Source organism: Paraburkholderia panacisoli, from assembly GCF_008369935.1.
GTDB lineage: Bacteria > Pseudomonadota > Gammaproteobacteria > Burkholderiales > Burkholderiaceae > Paraburkholderia > Paraburkholderia panacisoli.
Genome location: NZ_VTUZ01000016.1, coordinates 66,430 through 80,578, shown reverse-complemented (window position 1 = coordinate 80,578; position 14,149 = coordinate 66,430). Strand labels below are relative to the sequence as shown.

Here is a 14,149-nt window from a genome sequence, read left to right as displayed (position 1 = left end):
TGGATAGCTCAAATTGCAAGGGAACACCGCTGCGCCTCATCATGGCATCATTTCAGCGCAGCGGCGCCCGGCAAACTGCGCTCACGCAATACCGAACTGCTGCGCGGTTGCGTCGATCGCGGCTTTGGCCTTCAACACGACCTCATCGATTTCCGGCCTGCTGACCACGAGCGGCGGCGACAACAGCATCCTGTCGCCGGAGGCGCGCATGATCAGGTTGCCGTTGAAGCAGAAGTCGCGGCAGATCGTGCCGACCTCGCCGCCGTTGGCGAAACGCTTGCGCGATTGCGGGTCTTCGGCCAATTGCAGTCCGGCCACCAGACCCGCACCGGAAACCTCGCCGACGATCGGATGATCGGCAAAGGTGTCGCGCAGTTTTTTCTGGAAGTACGGCCCGGTATCGTTCTTCACACGCTCGATGATCTTCTCGTCGCGCAGCAGCTTGAGATTGGCGAGCGCGACGGCCGCCGCCACCGGGTGGCCGGAGTAGGTGAGCCCGTGATTGAAGTCGCCATTGCCGATGATCGCCTGGGCGACGCGCTCATGCAGGGCGACCGCGCCCATCGGCACGTAGCCGCTGGTCAGGCCCTTCGCGAGCGTGAGCAGATCCGGCTCGAACCCGAAATGCTGATGCGCGAACCATTCGCCGGTGCGGCCGAAGCCGCCGATCACTTCATCTGCGACGAGCAGGATGTCGTATTTGCGGCAGATGCGCTGGATTTCCGGCCAGTACGACGAAGCCGGGAAAATCACGCCGCCCGCTCCCTGGAAAGGCTCACCGATGAAGGCCGCTACATTGTCCGCGCCGATTTCGAGAATCTTCGCTTCGAGCTGCTGTGCGCGCGCCAGTGCGAATTCTTCTGGTGTCTGATTGCGTTGCGCTTCGCCGAAGAAATAGGGCTGGTCGATATGCACGATGTTCTCGACCTTCGACGGCATCTGCTCATGCATATAACTCATGCCGCCCAGCGTGCCGCCCGCGATCGTCGAACCGTGATAGCCGTTCACGCGCGAGATGACGATCTTCTTCGCGTGCCTGCGTTGCGTCGCCCAGTATTGATGGACGATGCGCAGCACGGTGTCGTTGCCTTCCGAGCCGCTGTTGCAGTAGAAGAAGTGATTGAACGGTTCAGGCGTCAGCTGCGCGAGCAGCGTCGACAGTTCGATGACCGGCGGGTGAGTGGTCTTGAAGAAGGTGTTGTAGTAGGGCAGTTCCTGCATTTGCCGGTACGCGGCGTCGGCGAGTTCCTTGCGGCCATAGCCGACGTTCACGCACCACAGCCCCGCCATCCCGTCGATGATCCTGTTGCCCTCCGAGTCCCACAGATACACGCCTTGTGCTTTGACGATCACGCGGCTGCCGCTGCGATTGAGCGAGCCCATATCCGAAAACGGATGGATGTGATGCGCGGCGTCGAGGGTGCGGTATTCGGCGGTGCTGCGCGCGGCCTGTGCGCTCGCGGCGGGTTGCGCGGGCTGCGCTGCTTGCACCGGTTGGACGCACGCGGTTTCTTCCGTTCTGTAGTTCATACAGCCTCCGTTTTTTCGTTTGCATTCGCGAATCAAGTCTTGAAACAGGGCCTTTTCTCCAATCCCGCCTCAGACATGCAGCAGCAAATGCCGGCGTTCCCACGAACTGATCACGCGGAAAAACGCCTCGTATTCAGTTTCTTTCAGAGCAAGGTAGGCTTTGACGAACTTGTCGCCGAGGACTTCGGCGATCGGCTCGCATGAGGCCATCAGCGTCATGCCTTCTTCGAGATTGCGCGGCAACTGGTACGGCAACGCATAGCCGTCACTGAGCAGCGGCTCGGTGGCGTCGAGTTGTTGCGTCATGCCGAGATAGCCCGCGGCCAGCGTGGCGGCGATCGCCAGATACGGGTTGCAGTCCACGCCCGGAATGCGGTTTTCGATGCGGCGCGCGGCAGGGCCCGAATGCGGAATGCGGAAGCCCACGGTGCGGTTGTCGTAACCCCATGCGACGTTGATCGGCGCGGCCATAAAACGCGACAGGCGGCGATACGAGTTGATGTACGGCGCGAAGATCGGCATCAGCGCCGGCGTGTACTTCTGCAAGCCGGCGATGTAGCTCGTGAACAGCGAAGTCGGCTTGCCGTCGGCGCTGGTGAACACGTTGTGGCCGCTTTCCTCGTCGACGAGACTTTGATGCATGTGCATGGCCGAGCCCGGTTCGCCTTCCATCGGCTTCGCCATGAACGTTGCGTACATCTTGTGGCGCAGCGCCGCTTCGCGCACCGTGCGTTTGAACAGGAACACGCTGTCGGCGAGCTTCAACGGATCGCCGTGCATGAAGTTGATTTCCATCTGCGCGGCGCCTACCTCGTGAATCAGCGTGTCGACTTCCAGTTCCTGTACCTCGCAGTATTCGTAGATGTCCTCGAAGAGCGGATCGAATTCGTTGACGGCTTCGATCGAGTAAGCCTGGCGTCCGGTCTCCGGACGACCCGTGCGGCCGATAGGCGGTTGCAGCGGCAGGTCGGGGTCGCGGTTCATGTCGACCAGATAGAACTCCAGCTCGGGTGCGATGACCGGCTTCCAGCCTTTGGCCTTGTAGAGTTCGAGCACGCGGCGCAGCACGCGGCGCGGCGAGATCGCCACCGGCGTGCCGTCGAAGTGGACGCAATCGTGAATCACCTGAGCAGTCGGATCGACGGCCCACGGAATCATGCGAATGGTGCTGGCGTCGGGCACGCACACCATGTCCGGGTCGGTCACGCCGGTTAGCGAGCCGTCCGCCGGATAGTCACCGGTGACGGTCTGGATCATCACCGCCTGCGGCAGGCGCATGGACTCGCCGGACTCGAACTTGCTGCGCGGAATGATCTTGCCGCGCGAGATCCCGGCCATATCCGGAATGATCGCTTCGATTTCGGTAACGTGGTGTTTCTTCAGAAATTCGTCGATGTCATGCATGATTCGTTCTCTCTGTTTTGGTGCGCGCAAGGCTCAGGCATGCGTCGCGGCAAACGCCGCTCCACAGCCGGCCCTCTTGCGCATTCGCTCGCGGCAGGCGTCGCCGAACGCGCGAAAGATCGCGGTGGAGAGCGCGTCGTCCGCATGCTTCCACTCCGGGTGCCACTGCACACCCAGCGCGAAGGCGCGTGCGTCGCTCACGCTCACCGCTTCGATCAGCCCGTCCGGCGCAACGGCTTCGACCGTGAGGCCAACGCCGAGCCGTTCGATGCCCTGGCCGTGCAAGGAATTCACGCGCGCTTCGCTCGGTGCGCCCGCAGGTGCTGCAATGAGCCGCTGCAACAAGCCGCCTGCGGTGAGCCTGATCGAATGCGACGGTGCGTATTGCACGTCCAGGTCGTCTTTCCTGTTCTCGCGGTGGTCGTTCAGCCCAGCCACCGTATGAACGCTTTGATGCAAGGTCCCGCCGAATGCCACGTTCATTTCCTGCAAGCCCCGGCAAACGGCCAACACCGGCACACCGGCGGCGAGCGCCGCGCGCATGAGCGGCAGCGTCGTGGCGTCGCGCGCGGCGTCGTGCAGCGTGCCCGGCGCGCCAGGATCGCCGCCGTAGTGGTGCGGCTCGACGTTCGAATAGCTGCCGGTGAACAGCAGGCCATCGACCGTCGCCAGCACGTCGTCGATGGACTGACGCGCGCCGAGCGCGGGCAGCAGCATGGCCAGCGCGTGCGAGCCGTCCACGATCGCGCTGATGTATTTCTCACCGACCCCGTGCGACGGGTGGGCTCCGAGCATCGTTCTGTCGGCGCTGATGCCGACCAAAGGTTTGCTTCGCATAACGAATAGACGTGTGCGTGCCTCGCGGGACGCGACATGGAAAATGTTAAGCACGGCGCGCAAGCAGCGCAGGGCCGCCGCAGTCGTGCAGGCGGCCGTCGTCAACGGAGGACGCGCCGCGCGTGCTAACGGAACGGGCTATTCGATTTCATCCGCGGCGCTGCGCCACGCATCTGCGGTGCACGAAGCACACGAGGTGCACCGGCGGCACAGCACCGCGCAGCTGCGAAGCGCGCGCTCAGGCCAACGCCAATGCCTGGCCCAAGCGACCGAATCGAACGGCGAAATAGTGGAAGGCGCTACGGCAGCAGCGAAGCGACTTCGTCTGTGCGCACCGCGATGAACGCGCGTGCGGAAGTGGAGTTGTGACGTCGAACTGAACGGCGGGACAGAATCGGGAAGACAGACAGGAAGCGGCGGAACGCAAGGCTGCCGCTGCTGCCGTCGGCGATGGCGCTGTCAGCGCGAAGACCACTCGCGTGACTGCGATTCCATCTCACCAAAGGGCCTCGGACTCTCACGATTACACTCGACTGGCGACGTAGAAAGCATTGAACGGCTAATTCGAAATCCGCACGGGGCGTTTAACGAAACAGGCCGCCGGGATGATCGTCTTGAACTGCGCGAGCTGATTTCGCTGCACCACGAAACATCCAGCAACGCCCGCGCGACGACTGCCTGATAGCCAGCATATACGAGCCAATAAGGCAGTCAATCCCTTTCGCAAAAGATTGATCGGGACTTTCCCGATAGTGCCGGGAAATTAGCTCTGGTTTCGAATGAGCGTGGGTGTGTTTATATTTAGGAATGCTTTACTGGATTTATCTGACGACGCAATCGGTGATGCGCGCGTGAAATATTCAAAATGCTTGTTCAGTCTGAAGGAAGGGAAGGCCGCGCGCCGCCGCATCGCAATGGCTGCATCGGCGGGAGCCTTCACGCGCGGCAGCTGTGCCGCCGCCCGGTCCACGCATCGTCGCGCAGATCAATGCGACGGCTTCGCCAATCTCGCGCGCACGGTGTATTCGTCTTTGCTGCCTTTATCCTCGATCAGATGCGCCATTGCGGTATTGAAGTCGGGCGGCAAGGGCTCCACGGGATAACCGCGTTTCTCCCAAGCGTCGAGTCCGCCCTTGAGCGCGCGGATATGATGAATATTCTTGCGATGCAACTGGTTGACGATGCGCTTGGCGGTCGCTTCGTTGGGACACACGCAATAGACGACGATCGGCCGCTTCAGCAACCCGGGATGGATCGGGTCGGGTGAATCGAGATCCAGCGGCCGAGCGCCGGCAATCCGGTGCGATTCCTTCGCGCGCACGCAGGGCGGACGCGCATCGAGAATCAGCGGCGGGTCGTTGGACTTCATCATCGCGTCGAGCTGATCCGGCGTGATGCGCGTGTGCGCGAGCCAGCGGCGAAACTGCAAGCGGCGCACCCAACGATACAGCAGCGCCGCCGCGAAGATCGCCGCGAACGCATCGAAAATCGTGCCGCCGTTTTGTCGCACGAGGAGCACCAGTTGCACGATCTGAGCGTGCAAGGCAGCACCGCCGATCACCCACACGCTGGCCCACAACGTGGCGCCGACCAGATCCCACCATAGAAACACGCCCACGCTGATCGCGGTCGTGCCGAGCAAAGGCGCGGAGATCAGGCCGAGGCCTGGCAGAAACTTGGCGACGGTGAGAATCGGCGCGCCGTATCGTTCATAGGTATTGCGCGCGACGCGCACGGTGGTGTCCAGCGACAGCGAGAAGCGCACCAGGTAGTTCAAAAGGCGCCGGCCGTATGCGCGTCCGGTGAAGAACCACAGCGAGTCGGCGATCAGCGTCGCGCCCACCGCGGCGACTACGACGTTGATATACGAGGTCTGTCCCATGGCGGCCATGGTTCCACCGAAGATCAACATCGGCGCGGCCGGAATCGGCAAGCCGAGCTGAGTGACGAGCACGCTCATGAAAACGGCCCATACGCCCAGCGAGGGTGGGATAGCAACCGGAAAATGCCACACGACCGCGCTCCTGAGATGCAGTAGAAGTCAATGAAATCGGAAATGAAATCGCCCGCGATTGACAGGCGTGTGACGAACACGCCGCATGTTCCGCTCCCGGACGACAGCGACGGCAGGTCGACTGAAACGGTACACGCATCGCCGCGGAAAGCGGATTTAAGCACAAGTGGCGAAAGGGCGCACCGACGAGCGCCACGCGGACGGGATTATTGCTGGATGGCGGGGGATGGGCAAGCGACGGCGGCGCCTCCTGACCTCGCCCGGCGCTCGCCCTTGGGCAGCGCCGGTTGAGGGGCGGACTAGAAGCGCGAACCGCGCAGACAAACGGCGGCGCTGCACCCGGTCAGATCAGGCATCCACCGCCGGATCATACGGCACGACACGTTCGTGCTCGTCCGCATGGTTGCGCGCCACGATCGCGCGCGCGGGGGCGGTGTCGTCGAGATTGAACGGCTGATGCGGCACGCCCGGAGGAATGAACAGGAAGTCGCCCGCTTCGGTAATGACCGACTCGCGCAGACCCGGCCCATAGCGGGTCTCGATTCTGCCTTCGAGCTGGTAGATCGCGGTTTCGTAATCGGCGTGAAAGTGAGGCTCGGCATGGCCGCCGGGCGGCACCACCACCATGTACATCGACAAACCCGTGCTGCCCGCCGTGCCCGCGGAAATGCCGACAAAGTAGGGCAGCCGCTGGGCCGTCGCCATCGCCCGGTCGGGGCGCACCTTGACGACGGGTGCCCGCGCGTCGTGCAAAACGTCTGACATAGTCGCTCCTGCGATGACTGCGATGACTGCCGCCGCTGCAATCTGGTTCGCGCCGGTCGCCGCAATCCGGCTTATGCTCCCTGAACCGAAAGTCTAGACGATATACGGGAGCCGATATCGGCCTTTGTCGAGCGTAACGGCCGCGGGGCGGCTCGCCGCAGGTACGCCCTACGGCCGGTTAGCCCCGTTGCTACAATCGTCCATACAGATATAACGGAGACATCGCATGGCAAATCCTCAGCCGATCAGCCGCTATCCCGTGCCGGAGCCCGGCGAATGGCCCGACGACATCCGCGCCCGCATCCTTGAGGTTCAGGAGAAAGCCGGCTTCGTTCCGAACGTGTTTCTGACACTGGCGCATCGCCCGGACGAATTCCGCGCGTTCTTCGCGTATCACGACGCGTTGATGCTCAAGGAAGGCGGCCTCACCAAAGGCGAGCGCGAGATGATCGTGGTCGCCACGAGCGCGGTGAACGAGTGTCTGTATTGCGTGGTCGCGCACGGCGCGATTCTGCGCATCTACGAGAAGGCTCCGCTGCTCGCCGATCAGGTCGCCGTCAATCATCGCAAGGCGGATCTCACGGCGCGCCAGAAGGCGATGCTCGACTTCGCGCTGAAGGTGTGCCGCGAATCGGGCACGGTCGACGAGGCCGATTTTCAAACGCTGCGCGAGCACGGCTTCAGCGACGAAGACATCTGGGACATCGCGGCGATTACCGCGTTTTTCGGTTTGTCGAACCGCATGGCCAACGTCATTTCGATGCGGCCGAACGACGAGTTCTATTTGATGGGACGTGTGCCGAAGACGCCCGACGCGCCCCGCAAATAACCGCGCGCAAGTGGGCGTCGCGCGCCGTCGGCGCGCGCTCAAGCTCAAGCTCAAGCTCACGCTCACGCACCGGCCGGTTCGGCGCGGAGCGCGAGCGTATTCACGGCGGTGTCGTCGATCGGGAAATGCAGCATCGCGGCGATCAATCCAGTGACCACCGTCGCTTCCCACAGCAGCGCATAGGAGCCGGTCAGATCGAACGCGAGGCCACCCAGCCACGCACCGAGAAACGAGCCGATCTGATGGCTCAGAAAGCACACGCCGAACAGGCTGCCCAGGTGGCGCGTGCCGAACACTTTCGCGACCAGTCCGCTCGTGAGCGGCACGGTGCCGAGCCAGGTCAGGCCCATCACGGCCGCGAAAATCACCACTGACGCAGTGCTTTTCGGCAGCAGGAAGAACGCGCCGATCGTCACGCTGCGAATCAGATACAGCCAGCCGAGCAAGTGATGCTGCCGGAACCGGCCGCCCAGCCAGCCGCATGCCCAACTGCCCGCCATGTTGAACAAGCCGATCAGCGCGAGCGCGGTGGCGCCGAGTCCGACCGGCATATGGCAGAGCGACAGATACTCGGGCAGATGCGTTGCGATGAACGCCAGCTGAAATCCGCACGTGAAGAAACCGAGCGTCAGCAGCCGGTAGCCGCGATGCCGGATCGCCAGAGCGAGCACTTCGCGAAGCGGCGCGGCGGCCGACTCGTGGCTGGGTGTGCCGACGCTCGCGCGCCGGTCGAGCACGATGCCGAGCGGCGCGATCAGCAGCATCAGGAACGCGAGGACGAAGAGCGACGCGGCGACGCCCGAACTCAACCGGATGCCTTGCACGAGCGGAATCATCAACACCTGGCCGGCCGAGCCGCCGGCGCTCACCAGCCCCATCGCCATGCTGCGCTTTTCCGGCGTCGCGATCCGGCCGACTGCCGGCAGCACGACGCCGAACGTCGTGCAGCTCACGCCGATGCCGACCAGCAGTCCCATGCCGACGATCAGCAGCGCGCCGTTCGGCGCCACCGCCGCAAGTCCGAGGCCGGCCGCGAAAGTCGTCGCGCCGAACGCGACCACCGGCGCCGAGCCATAGCGGTCCGCGGCTGCGCCCGCGAACGGCTGCGCGAAACCCCACACAAGGTTGTGCAGCGCGATCGCGAACGCGATCAGCGTGACCGGCAAGCCGCGGTCGAACGAGAACGGTCCGATGAAAAGCCCGAAGGTTTGGCGGATGCCCATCGCGGCGCTCAGAATCAGCGCGCCGGCGACGATCACGAGCGTGGTCGGATTGAAGACGGGGGCGAAGCGTTTGCTGTTGGCGGTCGACATGGATTTGATCTCCTTCGACGCCATGGTCGCAGCGAGCGCGCAACGCGGCAAAGGAAAAGATTTCGACGACAGGTGAGCGCGGCTCACCTGTGCGCGCCCCGCACGCGGTTCAGTTCGACGCGCTGCGCGAGCCGGGTTCGGTGGCCGCGGATCGCATGTCGAACGGCTCGGCCTCGCTCACGAGCCAGCGTTTGAAATCGAACAGTTCGGGCCGGCTGTCCGCGCTTTCCGCGCTCACCAGCCAATATGCGGTGGTCGAGGCGACCGTGGTGGAACAGGCTTCGACGAGCGCGCCGCTCGCCAGATCGCTATCGACCAGCGGCCTTCTGCCGAGCGCGACGCCGAGGCCCATGCAGGCCGCTTCGAACGCGAGCTGGATCGTGTCGACGCGCAAGCCGCCGGCGGTTTCGATGCCGTCGGCGCCGGTCGCGTCGAGCCAGGTTTGCCAGTCCTCGCTCGCGGCGTTCACGTGAATCAGCGTCGCGTGCCGGAGTTCGATGTTCCCGTGCGCGCCGCGCAAGCTCTCCAGATAAGCGGGACTGCACACGGGCACGAGCCGTTCGCCGAACAGGCGCGTCCAGGCCGAGCCCGCCACCGGCGCCCGGCTCAGACGAATCGCGAAATCGAAGCCGTCGACCGGAAAGCCGACCTGGCGATGCGAGGTGTCGACGCTCACGTTCAGCTTCGGCCAGCGCGCGCGAAAACCGGCGAGGCGCGGCAGCAGCCAGCGTGACGCGAAGGTTGGTGCGCAGCTCAGCGCGATCGGGCGATCCGCCCGATGGTTCGGCAGCCGCTGCGTGCCGATGGCGATCAGCGAAAACGCCTCGGCAACGTAGGACAGGTAGTCCGCGCCGGTCACCGTCAGCGAGATGCCGCGCGGTTCGCGCACGAACAGTTCGACGCCGAGCGCCTGCTCCAGACCGACGATGCCGTGACTGACCGCGCTCGGCGTGACGTTCAGCTCGGCGGCGGCGAGCTTGAAACTCTGATGCCTGCCGGCCGCTTCGAAGAAGCGAAGCGCGGGCAGAGGTGGCAGACGAAGCGGCATGGTGCATCCCCATGAACGGCGCGCGGCGCGCCAGGACGGCGGTTCTGACGCGCTGGGCGCGCCTGGCTGTTTCGCGAAAGGATACCGCGCTGGACGGCGGAGGTTGCGGTTGGGGTTTCTTGCGGTGCGGGTAAGGGGGCATTCGACGATGCCAGAAGTTTTTCTGCCATCGCTGTCGATTTGCGTTGCCCCTATTCGTCGTCGCTATATGGAGGGCGATCAACCGCCCTCTACCCCTTTCCCGCACAAGGAGATGGCCGATGACTGAAGCAACTCCATTCGCATCCACATCCACTCCGGCGCTGAAGCCGGCCCGGCAGCTGGCCGACTTGCCGCCACGCTTTCCGGGCGAGAGCGCCGAGTACCGCCGTGCGCGCAACGAACTGCTGGCCGAGGAAATCGAATTGCGCCGCCATCTCGAACGGGTCGCCGAGCAGCGCCGCGCGTTGCCGCCCGGCGGCATCGTGCCCGAGGACTATCGCTTCGAAGGCGAGGCGGGCACGGTGACGCTGTCGGAGATGTTCGGCACGCACGACACGCTCGTCACCTACAACTGGATGTTCGGCCCGCAGCGCGCGCGGCCCTGTCCGATGTGCACGTCGCTGCTGAGCGCCTACGACGGCGAAATGCCCGACATCCTGCAGCGTGTGGCGTTCGCGGTGATCGGCCGCTCGCCGATCGAAAAGCTCGTCGGGTTCGCCAAGGAGCGCGGCTGGCGGCATTTGCGGCTCTACTCGTCGGGCGGCAACACGTTCAACCGCGATTACGCAGCCGAAGACCCTGCCGGCGACGACGTGCCCGCGCTCAATGTGTTCACGCGTTCCGGGGGCACGGTGCGGCACTTCTACGGCGCGGAGATGGGGGCGTCGACGGCGGACCCGGGCCAGGACCCGCGCGGCGCGCCGGACCTGATGCCGCTGTGGACCGTGCTCGACATGACGCCGGGCGGCCGTGGCAGCGACTGGTATCCAAAGCTGGAGTACCCGGGCACGCCGCGCTGAAGCGGCCGTCGCGCGGTGGCCTTGCGGCGGGGCGGCATGGGGTGGCGCGCGGCGTGTCTACCCCTGCGCCGCCATCGCCAAAGCCTGCTCCGACGCCGCCTGCAAATACGCGGCGACGGCGCCGGCGCGCATCGGCGGGCTGAACAGATAGCCCTGCACGGCGCGCGCACCCAGCCGCTTGACGGTCTCGGCTTGCAGCGCCGTTTCGAGCCCCTCCACCACGCATTCGAGCCCGAGATTCCCGCACAGGTCGAGCACCGACTTGACGATCTTCTTCGACGCGCTGTTCGAGTCCACGTCGGTCACGAAGCTGCGGTCGATCTTGATCGTATCGAATGGCAGACGGTGCACGTAGCTCAGGCTCGAATAGCCGGTACCGAAGTCGTCGAGTGACACGCGGCAGCCGGCTTGCTTGATCATCGTGAGCGAACTGCGGGCCTGTTCGAAATCGCGCGTCACGGCGGTCTCCGTGATCTCGAACGCCACGCGATGCGGCGGCACGCCGCTCGCCGACACGATATCGATCAGACGGCGGGCGCGCGCCGAAGTGGAGATATCGATCGCGGATAGATTGAACGAAAGAAACAGATCGCAGGGCCAGCGCGCGGCTTCGTCGAGTGCCTTGCGCAGCAGCACTTCCGTGACGCGCAGAATCAGTTCGGTACGCTCCGCGATCCGAATGAATTCTTCCGGCTTGACCGTGCCGAGCCGCGCGTTATGCCAGCGCCCGAGCGCTTCCAGGCCAATGGTGCGGTGCGTGAGCAGATCGTAGATGGGTTGCAGTTCCAGGAACAGTTCCGCCTCGAGGTCGGCATCGCGCAGCTCCTGGGTCAGGAGACTCGAACGCCGGATGCGCGTTTCATGTTCGGTCGAGAAGATCACCGGCGAGCCGCGCCGGCTCTCCTTGCCGAAATACAGCGCGGCATCGGCGTGTTCGAACACTTGCGCGACCGTGGTGCCGGCTTCGGGAAACGCGGCCCAGCCGATCGTGCCCGACAGCCTGGCGATGTTGCCGCCCACCCGGTACGGCTGGCTGAGCGTCTCGCAGATGCGCTGGCCCACCTCGACCAGCATCTCGTTCGAGCGTTTGTGCTGGACGAGCACGCCGAATTCGTCGCCGCCCAGCCGCGCGAAGAACAGACCCGGGTCGGCGAGCGCGAGCAGGCGCAAGCCGACTTCCTGCAGCACGAGATCGCCGCTCGCGTGTCCGTAGAGATCGTTGACCTGTTTGAAGCCGTCGAGATCGATCAGCCCGACATTGAAGCCGGTGCCCGCGGCGAGCGCCTGTTCCGACATCGCGCGCAGCGACGCGAAAAAGCTGCGCCGGTTGGGCAGGTCGGTGAGACTGTCGATGCTGGCGAGCCGAAAGTTCTCGTCACTGAGCCGCTGGGTATTCTGCTGGCTTGCCTGCAGCTCTCGCTGCGCGTGCACCACATCGGCAAAGGTGCGGCAATAAAGCTGGATGATGACGGCCAGAGCGATGCCGACCAGCGTCATGTCGACCGCCATCGCGATGAATACCGGATAGCCCGTGAAAACGAGGAAAATGGAAAAACTTAGGATGACGATTGAAAGCAGCAGCAACGCGGCCGCGCGCAGATGCATCAGGCAGAATACGCAGCCTGCCAGCGTCGTCGCCATGTAGAACGCGACCTGCGCCTGTTCGAAGTCCGTGCCGTAAGGAAACAATAGAAGCGACCAGGCGCTGAACGCGACGCCGAGAATGCCAGCAAGCCAGATCACCTTGCGCAATTCGGGCACGGCTTTGTCGTGGGTCAGCACACGGTGACGGATGCGCCACCATCGCACGCAACGGACAATGCACAGCGCGCAGAGCGTGGCGGGCACATAGATGGACAACCAGGCCGGCGCGCTGCGCAGATGCGTGACCGCGACGGCCATCGTGTTGACGAGCAGGATGAAATAGAGAAGCGGTATCTGACGGCTGAAAGCCTGAACCTGCGAACGCACGAGTTCAGGGTCGCCCTCGGCAACCGATAGTGCTTCCCTCAACCTCGCTAGCCCAACCATTCGCATTCCTTTCACGTTTGCAACGCGCACGCAACCTGATATATCGGCCGCGTATTTTGGACCTTGAGAGATCCCGAAAGGAAATAAATGGGGCGGGGGAAGGCGGTAACTCCGCCCGGGCAGTACGGGGGCTGCACGTCATTTGTGCATCGCGTACGGCACGGCACGGCTAATGCGCTTCTTACCGATTCAAAGCGCGGGGCATGAGAGCACGAGTTGCGGCGCAACGGCCGTACCGGGTTCGCCGTTTCTGGCCGGCGTGCCTTGCGGCGGCGTCGACACGAGGCGCACGGTATTCACGCCCGCATTCGCCAGCACGTACTTTTCCGGGCTATTGTCGGGTTGCCAGTAAGCGCGAAACACCGCGTCGTCGCTGAACACCAGCAGCCTGCCGTGGACCACCTTCGCCCCGCTCACCAGGTCGACCGGTTCGCCGTCGCGCATTTGAAAGCCTTGGGGCGAGTTCGAGCCGGATGGCGCGCCGACCAGTGTCGCGCAGCCTGCATTGGCGTCGGCGAGAGCGGTTAAAGACATCGCGGACACGGCGGCAAACAGCACAGCTTTTGTTGCAATACGGCAAAATTTCATTTTTTTACTCCTGCCGAATTCCTGATTTTTACCGGCATTGCACCCGCCCATGCCGAATCCTCGTAATCGAACATAATCTGGGAAGAAAGCCTGCCGACAGCCGTCGACCCATCGCTAAAGCACTGAAATTGCAACGGATTGTGATGGGACGCAAGCGCGTGCAAAACGCCGGAAGCACGTAAGCGCGCGATTCTTATGGCAGTTTGCGACGAAAAATCGTCAAATTGGCTGTGGGCGGGTGATACAAGCCTTACACCGAAGGTTTGCGCGAATGCGCGCCTATGCGTTAGTGTGTCGGTCCCGGCGCGACAGATGTGGCGCCGGTTCCATGATTACCATACGGGAAGTGCTATGAACAAACAGGAACTGATTGATGCAGTCGCCGCAGCGACCGGCGAAAGCAAAGCGGCCACCGGCCAAACCATCGACGCGATCGTCGAAGCGGTGACCAAGGCCGTGGTGGGTGGCGATACGGTGCAACTGGTCGGTTTCGGTTCTTTCTCGACCGGCGCGCGCGCAGCACGCGTAGGCCGCAATCCGTCGACGGGTGCCGAGATCCAGATCGCGGCTGCCAAGACGGTGAAGTTCACCGCCGGCAAGGCGTTCAAGGAAGCAGTCAACGCGTCGTAATGCAACGCGCTTCGCGCCGGAGCATCCGCGTGCGCCGTGAAGCGCACGGCGAGCAATGCATCGGGCGCGAGGAATCACGCGCTGCCCAACCCCGGCAAGCTTGACCGATCGGCGGGTGGTGCGGCGCGTGTGCCTGAACTTGTCCAGAGTTTGCGCGGA

General features: G+C 63.9%; 13 protein-coding genes. 3 read left to right on the top strand and 10 right to left on the bottom strand.

Going from position 1 to position 14,149, the window contains the following annotated elements; genetic code table 11:
* Window positions 1-81 precede the first annotated feature (81 nt).
* From FVF58_RS23600 to FVF58_RS23575, 6 genes are all read right to left on the bottom strand, one after another.
* The gene (locus FVF58_RS23600) at window positions 82-1,530 is read right to left on the bottom strand and encodes an aspartate aminotransferase family protein (protein ID WP_149672248.1); all 1,449 of its coding nucleotides are present in this window, start codon (window positions 1,528-1,530) and stop codon (window positions 82-84) included.
* 69 nt (window positions 1,531-1,599) lie between these two features.
* The gene (locus FVF58_RS23595; protein WP_149672247.1) at window positions 1,600-2,934 is read right to left on the bottom strand and encodes a glutamine synthetase family protein; all 1,335 of its coding nucleotides are present in this window, start codon (window positions 2,932-2,934) and stop codon (window positions 1,600-1,602) included.
* 33 nt (window positions 2,935-2,967) lie between these two features.
* A complete protein-coding gene (locus FVF58_RS23590) occupies window positions 2,968-3,771 on the bottom strand; it encodes a gamma-glutamyl-gamma-aminobutyrate hydrolase family protein (RefSeq protein ID WP_149672246.1) in 804 nt (267 codons plus the stop codon).
* 299 nt (window positions 3,772-4,070) lie between these two features.
* The gene (locus FVF58_RS52935) at window positions 4,071-4,292 is read right to left on the bottom strand and encodes a hypothetical protein (RefSeq protein ID WP_246217173.1); all 222 of its coding nucleotides are present in this window, start codon (window positions 4,290-4,292) and stop codon (window positions 4,071-4,073) included.
* Window positions 4,293-4,756: 464 nt separating this feature from the next.
* Window positions 4,757-5,785 carry a VTT domain-containing protein gene (locus FVF58_RS23580; RefSeq protein ID WP_149672245.1) on the bottom strand — a complete coding sequence of 343 codons (1,029 nt, stop codon included), beginning with the start codon at window positions 5,783-5,785 and terminating at the stop codon, window positions 4,757-4,759.
* Window positions 5,786-6,133: 348 nt separating this feature from the next.
* Window positions 6,134-6,550, bottom strand: coding sequence for a cupin domain-containing protein (locus FVF58_RS23575; RefSeq protein ID WP_149672244.1), 417 nt, complete (start codon window positions 6,548-6,550; stop codon window positions 6,134-6,136).
* A gap of 226 nt (window positions 6,551-6,776) precedes the next feature.
* On the opposite strand from FVF58_RS23575, the gene FVF58_RS23570 reads away from it, so the two are divergent.
* A complete protein-coding gene (locus FVF58_RS23570; protein ID WP_149672243.1) occupies window positions 6,777-7,379 on the top strand; it encodes a peroxidase-related enzyme in 603 nt (200 codons plus the stop codon).
* A gap of 62 nt (window positions 7,380-7,441) precedes the next feature.
* Here FVF58_RS23570 and FVF58_RS23565 read toward each other — a convergent pair whose 3' ends face one another.
* Together FVF58_RS23565 and FVF58_RS23560 are read right to left on the bottom strand one after the other, a co-directional pair.
* Window positions 7,442-8,692 (bottom strand): MFS transporter, encoded by a 1,251-nt coding sequence (locus FVF58_RS23565; RefSeq protein ID WP_149672242.1) that lies wholly within the window; start codon window positions 8,690-8,692, stop codon window positions 7,442-7,444.
* Between the two features lie 109 nt (window positions 8,693-8,801).
* A complete protein-coding gene (locus tag FVF58_RS23560; RefSeq protein WP_149672241.1) occupies window positions 8,802-9,740 on the bottom strand; it encodes a LysR substrate-binding domain-containing protein in 939 nt (312 codons plus the stop codon).
* 260 nt (window positions 9,741-10,000) lie between these two features.
* Between FVF58_RS23560 and FVF58_RS23555 the strand changes: the two genes are divergently transcribed.
* Complete coding sequence (locus FVF58_RS23555; protein ID WP_149672240.1) at window positions 10,001-10,741, top strand: DUF899 family protein; 741 nt, start codon at window positions 10,001-10,003, stop codon at window positions 10,739-10,741.
* Window positions 10,742-10,798: 57 nt separating this feature from the next.
* On the opposite strand, the gene FVF58_RS23550 is transcribed toward FVF58_RS23555, so the two are convergent.
* Together FVF58_RS23550 and FVF58_RS23545 are read right to left on the bottom strand one after the other, a co-directional pair.
* The gene (locus FVF58_RS23550) at window positions 10,799-12,772 is read right to left on the bottom strand and encodes a putative bifunctional diguanylate cyclase/phosphodiesterase (protein WP_149672239.1); all 1,974 of its coding nucleotides are present in this window, start codon (window positions 12,770-12,772) and stop codon (window positions 10,799-10,801) included.
* A 189-nt stretch (window positions 12,773-12,961) separates the two neighbouring features.
* Window positions 12,962-13,360: a hypothetical protein gene (locus FVF58_RS23545; RefSeq protein ID WP_188130912.1), complete on the bottom strand. Its 399-nt coding sequence runs from the start codon at window positions 13,358-13,360 to the stop codon at window positions 12,962-12,964.
* 351 nt (window positions 13,361-13,711) lie between these two features.
* Here FVF58_RS23545 and FVF58_RS23540 point away from each other — a divergent pair, with 351 nt between their 5' ends.
* Window positions 13,712-13,990, top strand: a complete 279-nt coding sequence (locus FVF58_RS23540; protein ID WP_006049832.1) for an HU family DNA-binding protein — start codon at window positions 13,712-13,714, stop codon at window positions 13,988-13,990.
* Window positions 13,991-14,149: the final 159 nt, after the last annotated feature.

What these genes read in the sequence shown, in the direction of transcription:
- FVF58_RS23540 (WP_006049832.1), top strand. Translation starts at nt 13,712, where the DNA reads ATGAACAAACAGGAACTGATTGATGCAGTCGCCGCAGCGACCGGCGAA.
- FVF58_RS23565 (WP_149672242.1), bottom strand. Translation starts at nt 8,692, where the DNA reads ATGTCGACCGCCAACAGCAAACGCTTCGCCCCCGTCTTCAATCCGACC.
- FVF58_RS23575 (WP_149672244.1), bottom strand. Translation starts at nt 6,550, where the DNA reads ATGTCAGACGTTTTGCACGACGCGCGGGCACCCGTCGTCAAGGTGCGC.
- FVF58_RS23570 (WP_149672243.1), top strand. Translation starts at nt 6,777, where the DNA reads ATGGCAAATCCTCAGCCGATCAGCCGCTATCCCGTGCCGGAGCCCGGC.
- FVF58_RS23560 (WP_149672241.1), bottom strand. Translation starts at nt 9,740, where the DNA reads ATGCCGCTTCGTCTGCCACCTCTGCCCGCGCTTCGCTTCTTCGAAGCG.
- FVF58_RS23555 (WP_149672240.1), top strand. Translation starts at nt 10,001, where the DNA reads ATGACTGAAGCAACTCCATTCGCATCCACATCCACTCCGGCGCTGAAG.
- FVF58_RS23600 (WP_149672248.1), bottom strand. Translation starts at nt 1,530, where the DNA reads ATGAACTACAGAACGGAAGAAACCGCGTGCGTCCAACCGGTGCAAGCA.
- FVF58_RS23595 (WP_149672247.1), bottom strand. Translation starts at nt 2,934, where the DNA reads ATGCATGACATCGACGAATTTCTGAAGAAACACCACGTTACCGAAATC.
- FVF58_RS23545 (WP_188130912.1), bottom strand. Translation starts at nt 13,360, where the DNA reads ATGAAATTTTGCCGTATTGCAACAAAAGCTGTGCTGTTTGCCGCCGTG.
- FVF58_RS23590 (WP_149672246.1), bottom strand. Translation starts at nt 3,771, where the DNA reads ATGCGAAGCAAACCTTTGGTCGGCATCAGCGCCGACAGAACGATGCTC.
- FVF58_RS23550 (WP_149672239.1), bottom strand. Translation starts at nt 12,772, where the DNA reads ATGGTTGGGCTAGCGAGGTTGAGGGAAGCACTATCGGTTGCCGAGGGC.